The 15700-nt window shown below is 54.4% G+C and carries 18 protein-coding genes; 4 read left to right on the forward strand and 14 right to left on the reverse strand.

The annotated features are described in order from the left end of the window. Positions 1-110 precede the first annotated feature (110 nt). On the forward strand, positions 111-1961 hold the full coding sequence (locus K9N21_03110; GenBank protein MCF8142888.1) for an ASKHA domain-containing protein: 1851 nt from the start codon (positions 111-113) through the stop codon (positions 1959-1961). A 104-nt stretch (positions 1962-2065) separates the two neighbouring features. Here the strand turns inward: K9N21_03110 and K9N21_03115 are convergent, their stop codons facing one another. The 6 genes from K9N21_03115 to K9N21_03140 form a co-directional block, all read right to left on the reverse strand. Then, positions 2066-2371 (reverse strand): hypothetical protein, encoded by a 306-nt coding sequence (locus K9N21_03115; protein MCF8142889.1) that lies wholly within the window; start codon positions 2369-2371, stop codon positions 2066-2068. Positions 2372-2431: 60 nt separating this feature from the next. Next, the gene (locus K9N21_03120) at positions 2432-3229 is read right to left on the reverse strand and encodes a histidinol-phosphatase HisJ family protein (GenBank protein ID MCF8142890.1); all 798 of its coding nucleotides are present in this window, start codon (positions 3227-3229) and stop codon (positions 2432-2434) included. 125 nt (positions 3230-3354) lie between these two features. After that, positions 3355-4275 carry an AEC family transporter gene (locus K9N21_03125; protein MCF8142891.1) on the reverse strand — a complete coding sequence of 307 codons (921 nt, stop codon included), beginning with the start codon at positions 4273-4275 and terminating at the stop codon, positions 3355-3357. 326 nt (positions 4276-4601) lie between these two features. Then, complete coding sequence (locus tag K9N21_03130) at positions 4602-5510, reverse strand: TonB family protein (GenBank protein ID MCF8142892.1); 909 nt, start codon at positions 5508-5510, stop codon at positions 4602-4604. A gap of 2 nt (positions 5511-5512) precedes the next feature. Then, positions 5513-5917 (reverse strand): biopolymer transporter ExbD, encoded by a 405-nt coding sequence (locus tag K9N21_03135; protein ID MCF8142893.1) that lies wholly within the window; start codon positions 5915-5917, stop codon positions 5513-5515. Beyond that, positions 5901-6545, reverse strand: a complete 645-nt coding sequence (locus tag K9N21_03140; GenBank protein ID MCF8142894.1) for a MotA/TolQ/ExbB proton channel family protein — start codon at positions 6543-6545, stop codon at positions 5901-5903. The genes K9N21_03135 and K9N21_03140 overlap by 17 nt, the downstream gene beginning before the upstream one ends. 286 nt (positions 6546-6831) lie before the next feature. Here K9N21_03140 and K9N21_03145 point away from each other — a divergent pair, with 286 nt between their 5' ends. Beyond that, on the forward strand, positions 6832-7833 hold the full coding sequence (locus tag K9N21_03145) for a KpsF/GutQ family sugar-phosphate isomerase (protein MCF8142895.1): 1002 nt from the start codon (positions 6832-6834) through the stop codon (positions 7831-7833). After that, positions 7796-8737 (forward strand): dihydrodipicolinate synthase family protein, encoded by a 942-nt coding sequence (locus tag K9N21_03150; protein MCF8142896.1) that lies wholly within the window; start codon positions 7796-7798, stop codon positions 8735-8737. The genes K9N21_03145 and K9N21_03150 overlap by 38 nt, the downstream gene beginning before the upstream one ends. 381 nt (positions 8738-9118) lie before the next feature. On the opposite strand, the gene K9N21_03155 is transcribed toward K9N21_03150, so the two are convergent. The 7 genes from K9N21_03155 to K9N21_03185 form a co-directional block, all read right to left on the reverse strand. Continuing rightward, the gene (locus tag K9N21_03155) at positions 9119-9622 is read right to left on the reverse strand and encodes a four helix bundle protein (protein ID MCF8142897.1); all 504 of its coding nucleotides are present in this window, start codon (positions 9620-9622) and stop codon (positions 9119-9121) included. A gap of 127 nt (positions 9623-9749) precedes the next feature. Next, positions 9750-10832 carry a hypothetical protein gene (locus tag K9N21_03160; GenBank protein ID MCF8142898.1) on the reverse strand — a complete coding sequence of 361 codons (1083 nt, stop codon included), beginning with the start codon at positions 10830-10832 and terminating at the stop codon, positions 9750-9752. A gap of 19 nt (positions 10833-10851) precedes the next feature. Then, on the reverse strand, positions 10852-11742 hold the full coding sequence (locus tag K9N21_03165; protein MCF8142899.1) for a VacJ family lipoprotein: 891 nt from the start codon (positions 11740-11742) through the stop codon (positions 10852-10854). Positions 11743-11772: 30 nt separating this feature from the next. Beyond that, the gene (locus K9N21_03170) at positions 11773-12378 is read right to left on the reverse strand and encodes an ABC transporter substrate-binding protein (protein ID MCF8142900.1); all 606 of its coding nucleotides are present in this window, start codon (positions 12376-12378) and stop codon (positions 11773-11775) included. Positions 12379-12462: 84 nt separating this feature from the next. Further along, positions 12463-12903, reverse strand: coding sequence for an outer membrane lipid asymmetry maintenance protein MlaD (gene mlaD / locus K9N21_03175; GenBank protein MCF8142901.1), 441 nt, complete (start codon positions 12901-12903; stop codon positions 12463-12465). A 96-nt stretch (positions 12904-12999) separates the two neighbouring features. Continuing rightward, positions 13000-13740, reverse strand: coding sequence for an ATP-binding cassette domain-containing protein (locus K9N21_03180; GenBank protein ID MCF8142902.1), 741 nt, complete (start codon positions 13738-13740; stop codon positions 13000-13002). A gap of 14 nt (positions 13741-13754) precedes the next feature. Further along, a complete protein-coding gene (locus tag K9N21_03185; protein ID MCF8142903.1) occupies positions 13755-14537 on the reverse strand; it encodes an MlaE family lipid ABC transporter permease subunit in 783 nt (260 codons plus the stop codon). Positions 14538-14823: 286 nt separating this feature from the next. Between K9N21_03185 and K9N21_03190 the strand changes: the two genes are divergently transcribed. Further along, positions 14824-15294, forward strand: coding sequence for a 23S rRNA (pseudouridine(1915)-N(3))-methyltransferase RlmH (locus K9N21_03190; GenBank protein MCF8142904.1), 471 nt, complete (start codon positions 14824-14826; stop codon positions 15292-15294). An 11-nt stretch (positions 15295-15305) separates the two neighbouring features. Here the strand turns inward: K9N21_03190 and K9N21_03195 are convergent, their stop codons facing one another. Next, entirely contained in the window at positions 15306-15680 is a 375-nt protein-coding gene (locus K9N21_03195) for a response regulator (protein MCF8142905.1), read from the reverse strand. Between the last annotated feature and the right edge of the window lie 20 nt (positions 15681-15700).

Genomic DNA, 15700 nt, shown 5'->3' on the forward strand with positions numbered 1-15700 from the left:
CGCAAGATTGAGTCGTTGACTGCCTAACCCAATGAACCCAAGAAACACAATGAACTCAACAAACCCATAATTCCCAACTCCCAACTTCAAACTCCAAACTCGCAACGCTTATGCTCCCCATCATCTTCCACCCTTTTGAAAAAGAGAGCGAACCGGACGGCGAGTTGAGCCTTCTCGAGCTGGCCCGCAAAGTGGAAATCCCTCTGGAAGCCCCCTGCGGCGGCAAGGGGATATGCGGCAAGTGCAGGGTGATCGTGGAGAGTTCGGACGGACCGCTGCCCCCGCCTTCGGATCGTGAACAGGAGGTCCTCGGAGGTCTTCTCCGGAAGGGGTATCGACTGGCCTGTGAGACAATCCCGGTCCATGGGGGGTCTGTCCTGATCCCTGAAGAAAGCCGGATGAGGCGCCAGATCATTCTGACCTCCGAGACCCGGCACGCCTATCCTGTGAGGCTGCGACCCGGCGTGACCTCCTGTTATGTTGAGCCCCCCCCTCCGGTCATGGACGCTCCCCTGGCCGATCGTGAACGATTCCTTCTGGCCATGGAAAAGGCCTATGAAATCCGTTCGCCCAAAATGGATATCTCCGTATTGAGAAAGCTCCCCCATGCCCTTCGATCCGATTCAAAGGGGGTCACTGCGATCCTCCTGGATGGAAAAGAGATCATAGACCTTCGTCCCGGAAGAGAGGAGCGCCTTTATGGCGTGGCCTTTGATGTGGGCACCACCACGGTGGTTGCCTTTCTCATCGACCTGATCTCAGGGGAAAAGGCGGCGGTTACGCCTGCCATGAACCCCCAGATCGCCATGGGGGATGATGTCATCACCCGCATATCTTTCTGCCAGGAGGCCGGGGGCCTGGAAAAGCTTCGTGGCGCCATTGTTGCGTGTCTCAACACCCTGATTGAAGAGGGGGCGGCTGAGGCGGGAATCGATCCCGGCCGGATCGTTGAAGCGACTCTCGTGGGAAACACGGCCATGCACCATCTCGTCTTGGGTCTGGATCCGACATACCTCTCCATGGCGCCCTATCCCCCGGTGCTTCAGGGCGGCCAGACCTGTAAGGCCGGGGATTTGGGTCTCAAGATCGGGGCCTCGGCCTATGTCCATCTTCTCCCGCTCAAGGCCGGATTCGTGGGGAGCGATACCGTTGCATGCATCCTGGCCACCGGTCTTCACAGACGAAAGTCCCCCGCCCTTCTCATCGACCTGGGCACCAATGGTGAAATCGTCTTCGGGAATCGCGACCGGATGCTCTGCTGCTCCACTGCTGCGGGTCCGGCATTTGAAGGGGGCCATATCCGATGGGGGATGCGGGCCTCGCCCGGGGCCATTGAACGTGTCCGGATCGATCCGGACACCCTGGAAGTGACGTGGGCAACGATTGCAAACGAGAGACCTTCAGGCCTGTGCGGCTCGGGCATCATATCCGCGGCAGCCGAAATGATCCGGGCCGGGATTATTCTGGGGAGAGGAAATCTCGACGAAACGCTTCAGTCCCCCCGCCTGCGGAACGGGGAAGACGGTCGGGAGTTTGTATTGGCCTGGGCATCGGAGACAGCAACCGGGCAGGATATCGTGTTCACTCAGAAGGATGTGGCGGAACTCCAGATGGCCAAGTCTGCAGTGCATGCGGGGGCCGTCCTCCTTATGGAGCAATATGGACACATCCCCGCCGATCAGATCCTCCTGGCCGGCGCCTGCGGCAACTATGTGGACCCTCGCGATGCCTGCACCGTCGATCTTTTTCCGGGCAGTCTCACGGCGGAAGTCGTGGGAGTGGGGAACGCGGCCGGGCACGGGGCCTGCCTCGCCCTCCTGGACAAAAGGAAGAGACAAGAGGCCGAGCGAATCGCCGCAAAAGCGGAATATATTGAGTTGGCCGCCGCGGCCCGGTTTCAGGAGTTATTCGTATCCGGTATGTTTTTCACGTCGGCCATAGATTTTGAGGATGAGTTCTGAGACGGGTCCTTCCTCAGGCATTGGCGATCCGTGGCAGGTCCATCCGGTCTATCATCTCCTTTAGAGATATCTCCACCAGGGAGGACCATGAGGCGTGGAACGGCTCACTCATCATTTCCCTTATTCTGTTTCCGCACAAGCTTGATGAATCGCTCCAGATTCTCCTGGGAACCGAAGGCCTCGGTGAAAAATTCTTCGCTCCAGGTATCAAGCCCTAATCGGAAGATATGATGGATCAGCTTGTCTGCGTTGTCCGGTCCCTGTATCTTGAGGACCTGATAGAGGAGATCCTGAGGCACCCGTAATGGGTAGACCGCGGCCGAGGATGCCCCTTCCGTCTTCAGGTATTCCTGAATGCTCTTGAGGATCTTGAGATTCACATATTTTCGATCATACTCTTCCTGGTCCATCCGGTTATCCTCAAAAAAAGTTGGAGTGCCTGAAATCTCGCGTTTGGGATCGACGCCGTTTCAGATCGCGGGTAAGGCAACCCGTTCTTTTTTTCGTTGGCAAATCCTGAAATAATCCCCATATCCTTCAGCCCGGGCCAGTTTCAGGGCCGGGATAAAATCCGTTCCGATCTCCGACGGAGAGTGGGCATCGGACCCAAAGCATATGGGGATATCTCTCTCGCGTGCCAGGGAGACGATCATAGACGATGGGTAGATCTCCCCCACGGGTTTTCGGAGCCCCGACGTATTCAGTTCCATCCCCATCCCGGCCTCTGCCATACGATCCAGAACCGGCTGAACCATCTCCTTTAAATCCTTGTCAGAAGGCCGATACCCGAATTTTTTGGGGAGGTCCATATGACCTACCGCATCAAAAAGACGGGTGTCCACAAGCCTCCTCATGGCCTCAAAGTACTTTCTCCAGGTAGCCGTAACATCCACCGAATCCCATATATGCCGTTCTTCGGGATTGTCAAACCCCCATCCATCAATGAAATGCACCGACCCCAGCACAAAATCGAACTCCTGGGCGGGAAGCCACGAGCCGAGAAATCGCTCACACCCTTCATAATAATCCGCTTCCACACCGAACACAACTCTTAGTACATCGTGATCCCTCCATTCCGTGATTGCGTCTCTATATAACGGAAACTGATCCAATCGCATTCGATGTGCAGGATCATACCCATCGGGATTCGGGGCGTGGTCCGTAAAACAGATCTCCGGGAGTTGTTTTTTCCTGGCCGCTGAGCAATACTCGCTGACCTCTCCATCTGCGTGCCCGCACAGGCCGGTATGGATGTGGTAGTCCGGCAAATTTAAGTTTGGAGTGCCTAAAGTTTTAAGTTTGGAGTTTAGCATTCAGATTGTCGTGCCCTTCCCTATTGACGTGAAAAGCGCCAAAAGCGCGTTACATTCATCACTTCCAATTCCACACTTTATCAGCCAAACTGCCACAGCCATAAAACGAAAGTCAAGGCAGAAAGGAGGGTGCTCATGGATATGGCCGCGGTGGCCAGATCGGTTGAACCGTGCATTTCGACTGCCATTACAAAGGCGATGGTCGCAGTGGGGGCCGCCAGGAGGATCAGGCCGGGGAGGAACCGGTCCGACGGGATACCTGCCAGGCTGTAGATCAGCACGCCGAAGGCCGGAAGCGCCAGGAGCTTCAACAGACCTGCCGCCAGGACCAGCCGGATGTGGGACTTTATCAGGCTGAAAGAGAGGGATGCCCCTATGACCAGGAGGGCTGACGGGAGTGCCATGCCGCTGATGATCTCAAGGCACCTGTTAATGGTCTCTGGAATCGGTATCTTCAGGAGCGAGAAGAGCATGCCGGTAAGGGCCGACAATATGACCGGATTCCCTCCGATCTTCCGGATGAAAAACCAGAGCCGCCGCCCCTGTCCCATCTCTCCGGCAAACAACTGGTAACTGAGGACCGATAGGAGATTTTGCAGCAACATCAGAAACCCGGCCAGTATGCTGGCGCTTGTGAAGCCCTTTTGGCCCAAGAGATAATAACATACCGCCAGACCGATGTAACCCAGATTGCCATGGAGGGAAGATTGAATAAAGGTGCCTTTTTTGTGACGATCCAGAGACCATGCCTTGCCTGCGACCAGGGCGATCAGGAACACCATAAACAGGGGGCATAGTGTGGCAGCCAGCAGCAGTGGATCAAAATAGAGCGCGAATGATGACCTTGCGACCTCGCTGAAGATCATGGCAGGGATGGCCAGATAATAGACCAGGCGGTTCAGCGGCGCGATCAGACCGGATGGAATGAACATACGCCAACGGAGAACCCAGCCCAGGAGGATCACAATAAAGACAGGACCGATCGTTTGGACCACATGCAGCATGACAGCACCCCTGCCGGATGGTTCGGCTGATGAAATTTTAACCCGTGAACCCGAGGCGGCCTAACGGTCGCAAAGAAACATTTTCACACAAGCCACCAAGACACAAAGATTTTTTTGTCCAATGGCTATCACCTAATAACGGACTGCCGCCCGGCAGGGCTTGGTCTGTTCTGATCCTGAATTTTTCTTTCAGAATCAGAACGAACCCATCAAGACTTCTTCGCGCCCGCCCCGTAGCTCCGGTAGATGGTACGGGGTCCTTCGCGCCTTGGCGGTTCAACAAAACTTCTTCGCACATTGCAGAAACATTGCAGACCAAGGGCCTACCGTTGTTTCAACTCAAAACGCACCGGGACCTTAACCCACATGGCCACCTTCCGATCGCCGACGCTCCCGGGTTCGAACACCCAGTCTCTCACAGATTTCAGCGCAGACCGGTCCAGGATACGATATCCGCTGGATTCCAGGATACGCAGTTCGTCCACCTTTCCGCCGCTGTTGACCAGCACCTCCAATACCACGGTGCCCTCGTATCCCCTTCGTTTGGCTATTCTCGGATATTCGGGCCGGGGATTCTCCCGGTAGGCGGGCGTTGCTTTGCTCGTTTTCCGGGTTGACGGGAGGGAGGCCGTCTTCTCTCCGGTTTCAGCAGTGACAGGGGCGGGGATATGGGGGACATTCGGTTGAGGTCCCTTCCGCTCGGCTGCTCGCCCTTCCATCGGTACAACGGTGGTCACACCGGTGCCATCAGCAGCCGGCTCCGGGGTCGTCTCCAGCCGGGGCTTCTCTTTTGGTTGAGGGTGCGCCTTGGCAGGGGGGGGCTTTGGGGGTCTCTGTTTTTTCTTCGGGGGCAGCCTTTTCTGCGGAGATTTCACCACCTCTTTTCGGGCGGCCCTCACCTCCCTCTTGACTTCCTGACGAGGTTTGGAAGGGGCCTCTTTCCTTGGCGGCACAACCTCCTTGGGAGGCTTTGGAATTTCTTCAAGACGGTTCTGCTCGACAACCGGTTTTTCCTTGTCTTTTTCCGGGCCGATCTCAACCCTGTCCGGCGAGGGGACAGGATGCTCGAGTTCCGGCCCTGGTCCCGATTCTTTCTCCACCCTGGATGCAAAGGTGACGGTGAGAGGCCGAGGCGTTGCAGGCGTTGGGGTGCTCAACAGGTTCGGACCCAAACCAAAAAACAGCCCATGCAGGATCAGGGCCAGCGCTGCTGCCAACAGGAACCGTTTCACTGTTACTCATCGGCCTCCGCCTGCAGAGAAATCCGTGTCAGGCCTGCCGTCCGGATCTGATCCAGAACCTTGAACAGGTATTGATAAGACAGATTTCGATCAGCAAAAAGGAGCACTGCAGGATCGTCCTCGGCCGGGGCGCTTCTCTTCAATTTCTCTGCAAGTAATTCCAAAGGGACCGATTCCTCGTCCAGGTAAACCGCGCCGTCCGATTTCACGGTTATGGAGAGAAAGGCAGCCTTGTCAATCCCGGCAGTGGTGGATTCGGGGAGTGTCACCGGCAAGGCCCGATGCACGGCCATGGAGAGCATGGCATAAATAAAGAATACCAGGAGGAGAAAAACAATATCAATAAGGGGAAGCATCTCAATCCGGGCCTTTGGCACCTTTTCAAATGCTACCTTCATGGGTGGCCCCTTCCGATTCGTTCAGTCGCTGGGTGAGTTTTTCAAACACGATTTCCAGGCTGGTCCCATATTTTTCAATGGCCAGAACAGCGTTTTCCACACGGGAATTAAAATAGTTGTACGGGAAGACGGAGAGGATGGCGATTCCCAGTCCGGCGGCCGTGGTAATCAGGGCCTGGGCGATTCCGGCAGTCACGGCCTGGGGATTCTCAATCCCGCTCGCCCCCAATAGATCGAACGAGGTGATAATCCCGATAACCGTCCCGAATATTCCCAGGAGCGGTGCAACGGTGATCATGGTATCCAGCACGGCCATGTACTGACGCATCTCCTTTACCTTTTCAGCCCCGGCCGATTCCATCGCCTTTACCATGGAGAATTCCCGGTGGAGGATCCCGGTCACCAGAATCCGGATCACATAATCCTTTGAGCCCGACACCTTCTCCCTGACCTTCTCCCACTCCCCCTGCCGGCACAGCTCCAGGACATCGTCCACCAGGGAGGGGTTGCGCCGCACGTCTTCCCGGATCCAAAAGAACAGCCGTTCGATAATCACGGTCAGGGCGATCACGGAGCAGGCCAGGAGCGGATACATGACCGGGCCGCCTTTTTCAATTATCTCTATCATATCGGATTTGTGATTGTTGATTTTTGATTGTTGATTGAAAAACAAGCCAAAAACACATTGACAAAAGCCCGGTTGGGCCAATGGCTTCATCCTTTGAATTTCAGACGCGCACTTCCAACTCCACACTCCACACTTCTTTTTGGATACCACATTACAGAGGCTCAAATCAAAAGGATTTTCATTTGCCACTTGAGAAGGTGAGAATAACATGTTAAATGAAACGACTGAATTGCGGGTTTTTCAATCATGAATCAACAATTTCCAATCCAGAGGTCCGGGGATTTCAGTGATTATTGAACAGGCAAAAGAGGTCTTAAAGATCGAGGCCCAGAGCATTCTGGAATTGACAGAGCGGATCGGGCCTGAATTTGAACGGGCCGTGGACATCATTGTGCACGCCAAAGGAAGGGTCATCCTGACGGGCATGGGAAAATCAGGACTCGTGGGGAGGAAGATCTCCGCCACCCTCAACAGCACCGGCACATCGTCCCTCTTCCTCCACCCGGCCGAGGCCATCCACGGAGACCTCGGCATGGTAACGGCCGACGACGTCATCCTGGCCATCTCCAACAGCGGGCACACCTCTGAGATCAGCCGGATTCTCCCCATCCTGAAGAGCATGGGGGCAAAGGTCATCCTCTTCACGGGCTGCCTGGATTCATTTATGGCCTGTGAAAGCGATGTGGTCATCGACGTGGGGGTGGAAAGGGAGGCCTGTCCTCTCGGTCTCGCACCCACCGCCAGCACCACTTCCGCCCTTGCCATGGGGGATGCCCTGGCCGTGGTCCTCCTCAATCAGCGGCGATTTAATCAGGAGGATTTCAGGCGGTTTCACCCGGGTGGCAGCCTGGGAGAGCGGCTGTCCTACCCGGTAAAAGAGGTGATGCTGACCGATGCCCACATTCCGATGGTCTTGTTAGGTGCCACTGTCGAACAGGCCATCCAGGAAATCGATGCCAAAAAAATCGGCGCCACCCTGGTCTGCGGAAAAGACCGGCGGCTCGAGGGGATGATCAGCGATGGCGACCTGAGGCGGGCCCTCCTCAGCAGAAAAGAGATCCATCAGCTCAAAGTGGAAGACATCATGTCCCCATCGCCCAAGACCATCAATGAAAATGACACCTCCATAGAGGCCCTGGGCCTGATGGAGGCCCACGGCATCACCCATCTGGTGGTGACCGATGAACGCACCCGGGTGAAAGGGATCATCCATCTTCATGACCTTCTGGGAAGGGAGGGATTCAGAATCAATGGAGGCCTTAACCGCGCCGCGCGGACTCATCGTTGAGCTGGTTACCCCGTTTACGGGGAATAGAGAAATCGATGGAAAGAGTCTTGCAAGACTCCTTGCCCGGGTTTCTTCCTCTGCCCAGGGGGTATTTCTGGCCGGCCCCCATGCGGGCGACGGCACAGCCCTCTCCCCCCGGCTGAGGGCGGACCTGCTGAAACAAACGATCCTCGCCCTGGACAGAGACCCTGTTCCGATCTTCATCTGGATTACCCAGGAGAGTGAAGAAAAGACCAGGGAGACCCTCCTGGCCCTGAGCCAGACGGTTAAAGCCCACCCGCGTCGGGCCGGTCTTTTCTATGTGGACACACCCCTTTATTATCACAGCAACCGGGGACTTCCGGATCTTTATAGAGAGCTTTGTCTCCTGGGGGGCGGACCCTTTATCCTTCATAACGACCCGGAGTTGATTAAGGGACTGACCATACCCTTCAAGCGAAACGACATCCGTACTGCCATCCTTAAAGAACTCGCCGGATTTGAGGGCATTTCAGGCCTGATATTTTCCGGGTCTCTGGACAGGGCCCACAACTATCAGAGGGCATGCAGGCAACGGCTCGATTTCAGGATCTACGATGGCGACGAATCCCGTTTTCTGGACCACCCGAGCCGGAGCGGTGTCGTGTCCGAAGGCGCCAATCTGGCCCCGGCCGCCTGGGGGAGGATCGTGCAATCTTCCCTTCAGACATCTACCGACGGATCCGACTACCCCGACCGCCTGCAGCAGATCTGGGAGACAGGGGGCTGCCTGCGGAGAATGCGGGACATCTATGCCGATGTCCCGTCCACCATTATCAAAGATGTCCTTGCGGACATGGGAATCATGGAGCCGCCCGTGCAGACCCCGGAGAACATCGAAGAGGTCCGGACGGCCTTAAGGGAATTAATGGACCAGTTGGGATAAAAAAGCCTCGGGGAACCAAACCCCGATCCTCCATCTGTCCTCCACCTTTTGCCTGTGCCCCAGCGGGCAGGCCCCTGCCCATTCTCTTCAATATACCAATCCTTGTAAGGAAGTGCTTCTTAAAAAAAGGCCTTTCAGGCCGAATCTGTTTCGAAAATCGCGCACATTGAACTCATCGGCCTGAGGGAAAATCGTCCGGTTCGGCGCCGGGTTCGCACACCCTCTTATCGCTGCCTATCAATCCGCTCATGCCAGTACTCTGATCTTCTCTTGGCATGTGCCTTTGCGATGATCAAGACGCCCTCTATCTCATCAACATCAAACACGTTTCAATGAGGCCAGGGCGGTTAAGCCCAGGGGGATGAGGGGCTACGGGTCCGATCATTCCGAATCCCTCTTCCGCAAAGGATGACCGGGCGGGAGGTGTTTCAGCAGATCCCGTTCAAAAACCTCGGCCTCTTTCGCCGCCACATAACCTTTTCGGGATTGGTCCGTGAGATGGCGCTGACCCTTGATCTCGCTGTTCTGTAAATGATCGGCCCACGCCCGCAGTTGCCGTGAACAGCTCTCTGCCTTTGATTTCAAATCTGAGATCTGAGATTTCAAATCTCTGCCCCATCGGAGGCGCTCGATAAAGCATAGCATGGACCGAACCTCGCCTGCCGAGCCGCGCGAGATATACAAAAAGGCAATCAGTTCATTGGTTGTCCCGCGCTCGAACCCCTCGGCCACATTATTCGAGATGCTGAGCACCGCCCGCTCGATCTGGTCGCGAAGGCTCCAGCTCCCCTTCCATGCCTTGCTGTCTGTAAGGGCATACACCTCCTCTGCCAGTTGTATGGCATCCTGCCACACAGGGACATCTTCAAACCGGGTGTATTTCATATCTGATCTCCTCCTCATTAAACTGTCTCAGTATCCAAAGCACCCTCATCAACCGCCCTAAGAAGCCCCAGGCCGAAGTGGCTGGCATAACCAATCATCAAAGATGTGTATGAAAAAAACTTCTGCGTTACCGATGGAACCATCGCCCTATGATGCCGGCGATCACCGCACACTCCAGGCCGAAGGGGAGATAGCCGGCAAAACCGAGGACAGGCATCTCGAAGATCAGAAATTTGTGAACAAACGGAACCGAATACTCCCACTTGGCAAGGCTGTAATAATTCCACATTTCCCAAAACCCGCCGCACACGAGCGCTGCGAATGCAGAGGCCGTGAAATCCCGCCAGTCGCCTCTTGCCAGGGGATCCAGCATATTGGGTTCCTGCCAGAGGATCTGCAGGGAGAGGATAATGAGGAGGGGGGAGACCCAGAGGAGCGGGAACAGAAGATTCGGCCAGACCCCTACCCCGGCCAATCCGGCCCCGGATAGGATGATAACCGCCGCCGCAACCCCACGGGAACAGGGAATGCGAATTCTGACAAAATCCTTGAATCCCTGCTGGATCCAGGAAGACGCCAACAACCATTCCCGGGTCCCCAGCACCGCGGGAAGGACTGTTGAAAAGGAAAGGGTCGCAAACCAGAAATAGGCCCCCGGGCTGAAATGGATCCCCGCATACTCCCAGTTCTGGACAAATCGATTCAGGTATTCGAAGAACCACCAGAAAAGGGCGCTGATGGGAAAAAGGGCCAGGAAGAACCTCGGCCGGTCCACCATCATGCAGGTTCCCCTGCGTCTGTAGGTTATGGCGTTGACGACCACGATATAGGAGAGCCAGAGGGGGATGAAGGTGTGGGGCTGAAATGGCTCGAACCAGGAGAAACGGGTCCATGCAAGGACCCAGAAGATCAGGCCGGCGGCCATGGCGACCCGGCCCCACCAGGGAAACGAATATATGGTCAGGGCCCATTCGTCGACCTTCCTCCACCCCCTGATTCCCCTGACAACAAGGGGGATGACCGCTGCCAGAATCAAGAGGAGATACCCGATAAACACAGGCCATGAAAACGGGGCATGCGTCACATACTGCGTTTCAGGCGGAAACTCCATATACCGGGACAGGGGGAGTCCCTTGAGGATGACCCCCAGCAGGGGAAGTCCCAGTACCATCCCGGAAAGGACGGCAAATCTCGGGAAGAGGCTTTTCACGATTCACAGCCATCCGGTCTCACTCTTCGATCTGATTCAACCGGTACTGATGATAGGCGTCTCTCATGGCCACATAGGGGTCCAGGGCCGCTTTTTTAAAGGCTTCGTACTCTCCTATGCGCATTGAGGTCCTATTCACCATATCGAACGTTCTGAAGCCGACATTTGTCCAAAAGTCTTCCACCATATAATCCAGCGGGTTCAGATACAGACCTCCCACCCAGCCGGCCGTGTCCCTGAGGGTGGAGGGCCCCAGGAACGGGAGATTCAGATAAAAGCCGGGTCCGATGCCGTAAAATGCAAACGCCTGACCCAGATCCTCGTCCTGGACCTGGAAATCCAGGGCCTGCGCGGCCACATCCTGAAACCCCAGAAAACCGGCTGTGGTGTTTACCACGGTTCGTACCAGTTCAATGGCAAACCCGTCGAATTTTCCCTGCAGCAGGCAACTAACGGCACGGATGGGCATGACCAGGTTGGTGAAAAAATTTCGGATACAGATCCTCCCCACCTCCGGAACCACCATCTTGTATCCGGTTCCTACCGGCTTGAGGACCCAGAAGTACATCTTGTCGTTAAATACGAAGAAGGCGCGGTTCATCGGTTCAAGGGGATCCGGAATAGCATCCATGGATCCCGAATCATCCTCCCAGGGGTCGACTTCATCCAGGACCGTCTCAGCATCACCTCTCTGATCGGCCTTCTCATTATTCATCGGGCCTTCCCGGGTTGCACGGCCTTCTGAAAATGCCAGACGAATCAACTCATGCCCTTGTGTCTCTCTCACGAGAAAGGCCGCCTCCACCGGGGTCGGCCCGGAATCCGCGATTGCTTCACAGATAAGCGGAAAAACCACAAGAGGGTTCAGCAGAATTATCAGAAAGACAAACAATTTCATAGATGCGCCCACAAAAAGCTCCTGATCAAATGGCTAAATCGGTTATTCCTCTCCTTCGACCTTTGATCTCAACCGTTGAATCAAATCGTCATAAGAAGAACGGGTCATGATGCTTTGGAACTGTTTCCGGTAGTTATTCACGAGACTGACCCCTTCAATGGAAATGTCGTAGACCATCCACTCCCCCTCTTTCTTCTTGAGTCTGTACGCCACCCGGATTTCCGTCTCTTCCTTGGTGATGATCTTGACTGTGACAACGGCATAACTTCCTTCAACCTTTTCCTCTGCATACAGCACCTTCTCGCCCGAATAGCCCTCCACCTTGTCCAGATAGGTACGCTCCAACAGTCTGCCGAAGAGCACTATAAATTCTTCCCTTTCCTCGGGGGTCCGGTCCTTCCAATGCCTTGCAAGGGTCCTTTTGGACATCTCTTCCCAGTCAAACCGCTCATCCACGGCCTTCCGGATCTGTTGGGCCCGCTCCCGGTCCTTGTCAGACCCTTTCAACGCGGGATCGGTCAAAATGGCGATAATCTTGTCAGTTGTCTTCCGGATATATTCTGTCGGTTCTCCGGCCACGGATACGGATGCCGCAGCACCCATTACCGAGACAACAAATAGGGTGATGATGAACCGCTTGCAAAGCATACAGGCCTCCAGTTTTGAGATTTCGACGAATCGAAAATCAGCATTCCGGCGTTTTATTGCCCTTTAATGGGGATCGGCATTCATTTAGATTTTGCCGAATACGTAATTGGAGATCAATTCCTCAAAATCAACCGCAGACTGGGTATCCCTGATCCGCCCGCCCGGCTTGATGAGTTCCTCTGCCCCCCCCGGCGTAATCTCCACATATTTCTCGCCGATCAGCCCCTTGGTTTTGATGGAGGCGATGGCATCTTCCTGTATTTCCACCTCCTGCGGAAGATTAAGCACCACCCTGGCCTGGTAATCTTCCAGGGCAACCTCCCTGACCCGTCCGATGTCCACCCCTGCAATCACGACCGATGACCCCACCTTCAATCCCCCGGTGTTGGAAAAGACAGCCTCCACCTCATATCCTTTGTCGCCCAAGATCTCCATCCTTCCCAATTTAATGGAAATATATCCCAGACAGAGGATTCCTATGATCATAAAAAGACCCACCGCAAACTCAAGGTCGAATTTCCTCATTCATCTTCCCCCCGCAGAATTTGTTGCGTCGCCAACCGGCCGGATTATCGAGCTGGAAAAGACCTGCCCGATCATTGCTCAGGCCCACGCAACTGCTCAACTCATCTCTTTTTCTGACCCATCCCCGAGAAAGGCCCTCACCACCGAATCTTCAGAGGAAAAAAACTCAGACGGCGTTCCCTCCGCCCGGATGACGCCCTCATGGAGCATGGCGATCCGGTCCACGATGGGAGCCACCCTGGTGATTTCATGGGTTACGATAATTCCGGTGAAATGGAGCCGCTCATGGCACGAATCGATGAGTTCGATGATGGCCTGGCCCGTCATCGGATCAAGTCCCGTGGTCGGTTCGTCAAAGAGCATGATCTCCGGATCGCTGACCAGGGACCTGGCCAGGGCCGCCCGCTTGACCATTCCCCCGCTGATCTGGGACGGATATTTGTGTTCCGAACCTGACAACCCTACATTCTCCAGTTCCCTCAAGGCCCTTGCCTGTATCAGGTGTTGACTCAGACGGGTCTTTTCTTTAAGGGGGAACGCAACGTTCTCAAATATACTCATGGAATCAAAGAGCGCGCCTCCTTGAAATAAAAAGCCCAGATGCTCCCGCAACCCAGTCAAGACCTTCCCCCTGGCCGTTCCCATGTCTTTGCCATCAACCACCACCCGGCCCTTCTCCGGTTTGATCAACCCGGCCACATGCTTTAACAGAACGCTCTTACCGCAACCGCTTCTCCCGATAAGGGCCAGGATCAGACCTTTGGGAATCCCTAATGAAATCCCTCTGAACACCTCGTTCCCATCAAAAGACTTATAGAGGTTTTCTATCTGAATCATAAGAAAGTGAACCTTTAGAATAAGATGGAGGTCATAAAATAATCCCATACGAGAATCAGCACCGAGGACAGGACCACTGCCTGGGTGGTCGCCCTGCTCACCCCCTCTGAACCGAACCCAGAAAATATCCCGGCATAATATCCCTTGAAACAGCAGACCCATACGATGATCACGCCGAAGCTGAATGATTTATAGATCCCCTCCATGATATCCGACATTTCCACATAGCTGGCCATCTCCCCGAAATAGGTGCCCGCCCCTACTCCGAGGAGTTTTCCTCCGATGAGATACCCCCCGAAGATTCCGACCACATCAAAGATGGCGGTCAACAGGGGGAGCGATACCATGGCCGCCAGGAAATTAGGGACCACCAGGTAACGATAAGGATTCAGGCCCATCAGTTCCAGCGCATCGATCTGTTCACTCATGCGCATAATGCCGATCTCGGCGGCAATGGCCGAACCCGCCCTCCCTGTAACCATGAGGGCGGATATGACCGGCCCCAACTCTTTGATCAGGGCAAGTCCCACCATCGGTCCCAAAAAGGCATCGGACCCGAATCGGCTCAGGCTGTAATATCCCTGAAACCCCAATACCATCCCTGAAAATGCCCCGGTGAGAAGGATGACAACCACCGATTGCATGCCGATGAAGCGAATCTGCTTGAGAAACCTTCCGACCTTGAGGGGCGGAATACCCATAAACAGGACGGCCTTGAACAGGAATAGGCCCATCACCCCCATCCTGCGGATATATTCTATGGTTGAGGCCCCGAATCTTTTTGTAATGGCGAACATGGGGCGGAGTCTTGCAGAACCGGACGAATATGTCAAAATCTTTCTATAGTCTGAATATCGCAACATGGGATTCGGGGAATTTCCAGACCCCATCTTTATCACTTTCATCCCCTCACCGCGATGATTACTTTTTTTTGAAGTCATATCATAGACGTATACAGTTCGGCACGAAAACTGCGCCGAAACTCCCTATTGAATTCTGATTCCGATTATACTATCAAGGAGTGTTTCAGAGGAGAAAAACACGAAACCATCTGGAAATTATACAAATTAAGGAGCCTGAGGGGTGTCAAAAATAAAATTCATCGTTGTCGGAAGCACCCGATCATCTTTTCTGAAACAGGGAGAGGCCTTTTACCTGGAGAGGCTCCAGAGATATGCGTCCACGGAATGGGTCGAGGTTAAGCCCCAGAAGGTGACAAAAGGCCGATCAAGAGAGGAGATATTGAGGGGTGAGGCCCGATCCATCGCGAAGAAATGTCTGCCGGACGACCATGTCATCGCCATGGACGTAAAGGGGAAGCAATATGACTCGCAAGGCCTTGCGGCCCTGGTTGAACACCTTTCGCAGACACAAAAACGACTCTGTTTTATAGTGGGCGGGCCCTTAGGCCTGTCAAAAGAGGTTCTTGAGTCTGCATCCGGAATTGTTTCGCTCTCAAAAATGACCCTGACGCACGAGATGAGCCGTCTGGTCCTTCTCGAACAGCTCTACAGGGCGTACACCATCATCAAAGGCGAAAAATATCACAAATAGGTGCAGTCCACCTACTTTTTTTCTTTATCTGCGCCCGCTTCCAAGGCCATGGCGATCTTGTTCTTGAGTTCGGAAAGATCGAACGATTTAATCACATAATAATCGGCGGCGATCGACTTCATATCCTCTTTGAAGGTGTCATAGGCCGTACAGAGCACCACAGGGAGGTCATAGAATTTATTCCGGATATCCTGTAATAGATCCAGACCGTTGTAATCCACCATCTTGATGTCCAGGACCACCAGATCAGGCTTCTCTTTCTCAATCTTTTCCAAAAGGAGATGACCGTTTTCTGCGGTAATCACCTCGTAACCGGCATCGCTAAGCTCTTCTGAATACAGGTAGCGGATATGTTCCTCATCATCCACAATCAGTATTTTTGCCATAATTTTTCTCCATTATATGA

Source organism: Deltaproteobacteria bacterium (genome assembly GCA_021737785.1).
Classification (GTDB): domain Bacteria; phylum Desulfobacterota; class DSM-4660; order Desulfatiglandales; family Desulfatiglandaceae; genus AUK324.

Coding starts and splice junctions, on each gene's coding strand:
- K9N21_03195 (MCF8142905.1), bottom strand. CDS start 15,680: ATGGCAAAAATACTGATTGTGGATGATGAGGAACATATCCGCTACCTG.
- K9N21_03185 (MCF8142903.1), bottom strand. CDS start 14,537: ATGTTCGCCATTACAAAAAGATTCGGGGCCTCAACCATAGAATATATC.
- K9N21_03180 (MCF8142902.1), bottom strand. CDS start 13,740: ATGATTCAGATAGAAAACCTCTATAAGTCTTTTGATGGGAACGAGGTG.
- mlaD (MCF8142901.1), bottom strand. CDS start 12,903: ATGAGGAAATTCGACCTTGAGTTTGCGGTGGGTCTTTTTATGATCATA.
- K9N21_03155 (MCF8142897.1), bottom strand. CDS start 9,622: ATGAAATACACCCGGTTTGAAGATGTCCCTGTGTGGCAGGATGCCATA.
- K9N21_03135 (MCF8142893.1), bottom strand. CDS start 5,917: ATGAAGGTAGCATTTGAAAAGGTGCCAAAGGCCCGGATTGAGATGCTT.
- K9N21_03170 (MCF8142900.1), bottom strand. CDS start 12,378: ATGCTTTGCAAGCGGTTCATCATCACCCTATTTGTTGTCTCGGTAATG.
- K9N21_03150 (MCF8142896.1), top strand. CDS start 7,796: ATGGAGGCCTTAACCGCGCCGCGCGGACTCATCGTTGAGCTGGTTACC.
- K9N21_03115 (MCF8142889.1), bottom strand. CDS start 2,371: ATGGACCAGGAAGAGTATGATCGAAAATATGTGAATCTCAAGATCCTC.
- K9N21_03140 (MCF8142894.1), bottom strand. CDS start 6,545: ATGATAGAGATAATTGAAAAAGGCGGCCCGGTCATGTATCCGCTCCTG.
- K9N21_03110 (MCF8142888.1), top strand. CDS start 111: ATGCTCCCCATCATCTTCCACCCTTTTGAAAAAGAGAGCGAACCGGAC.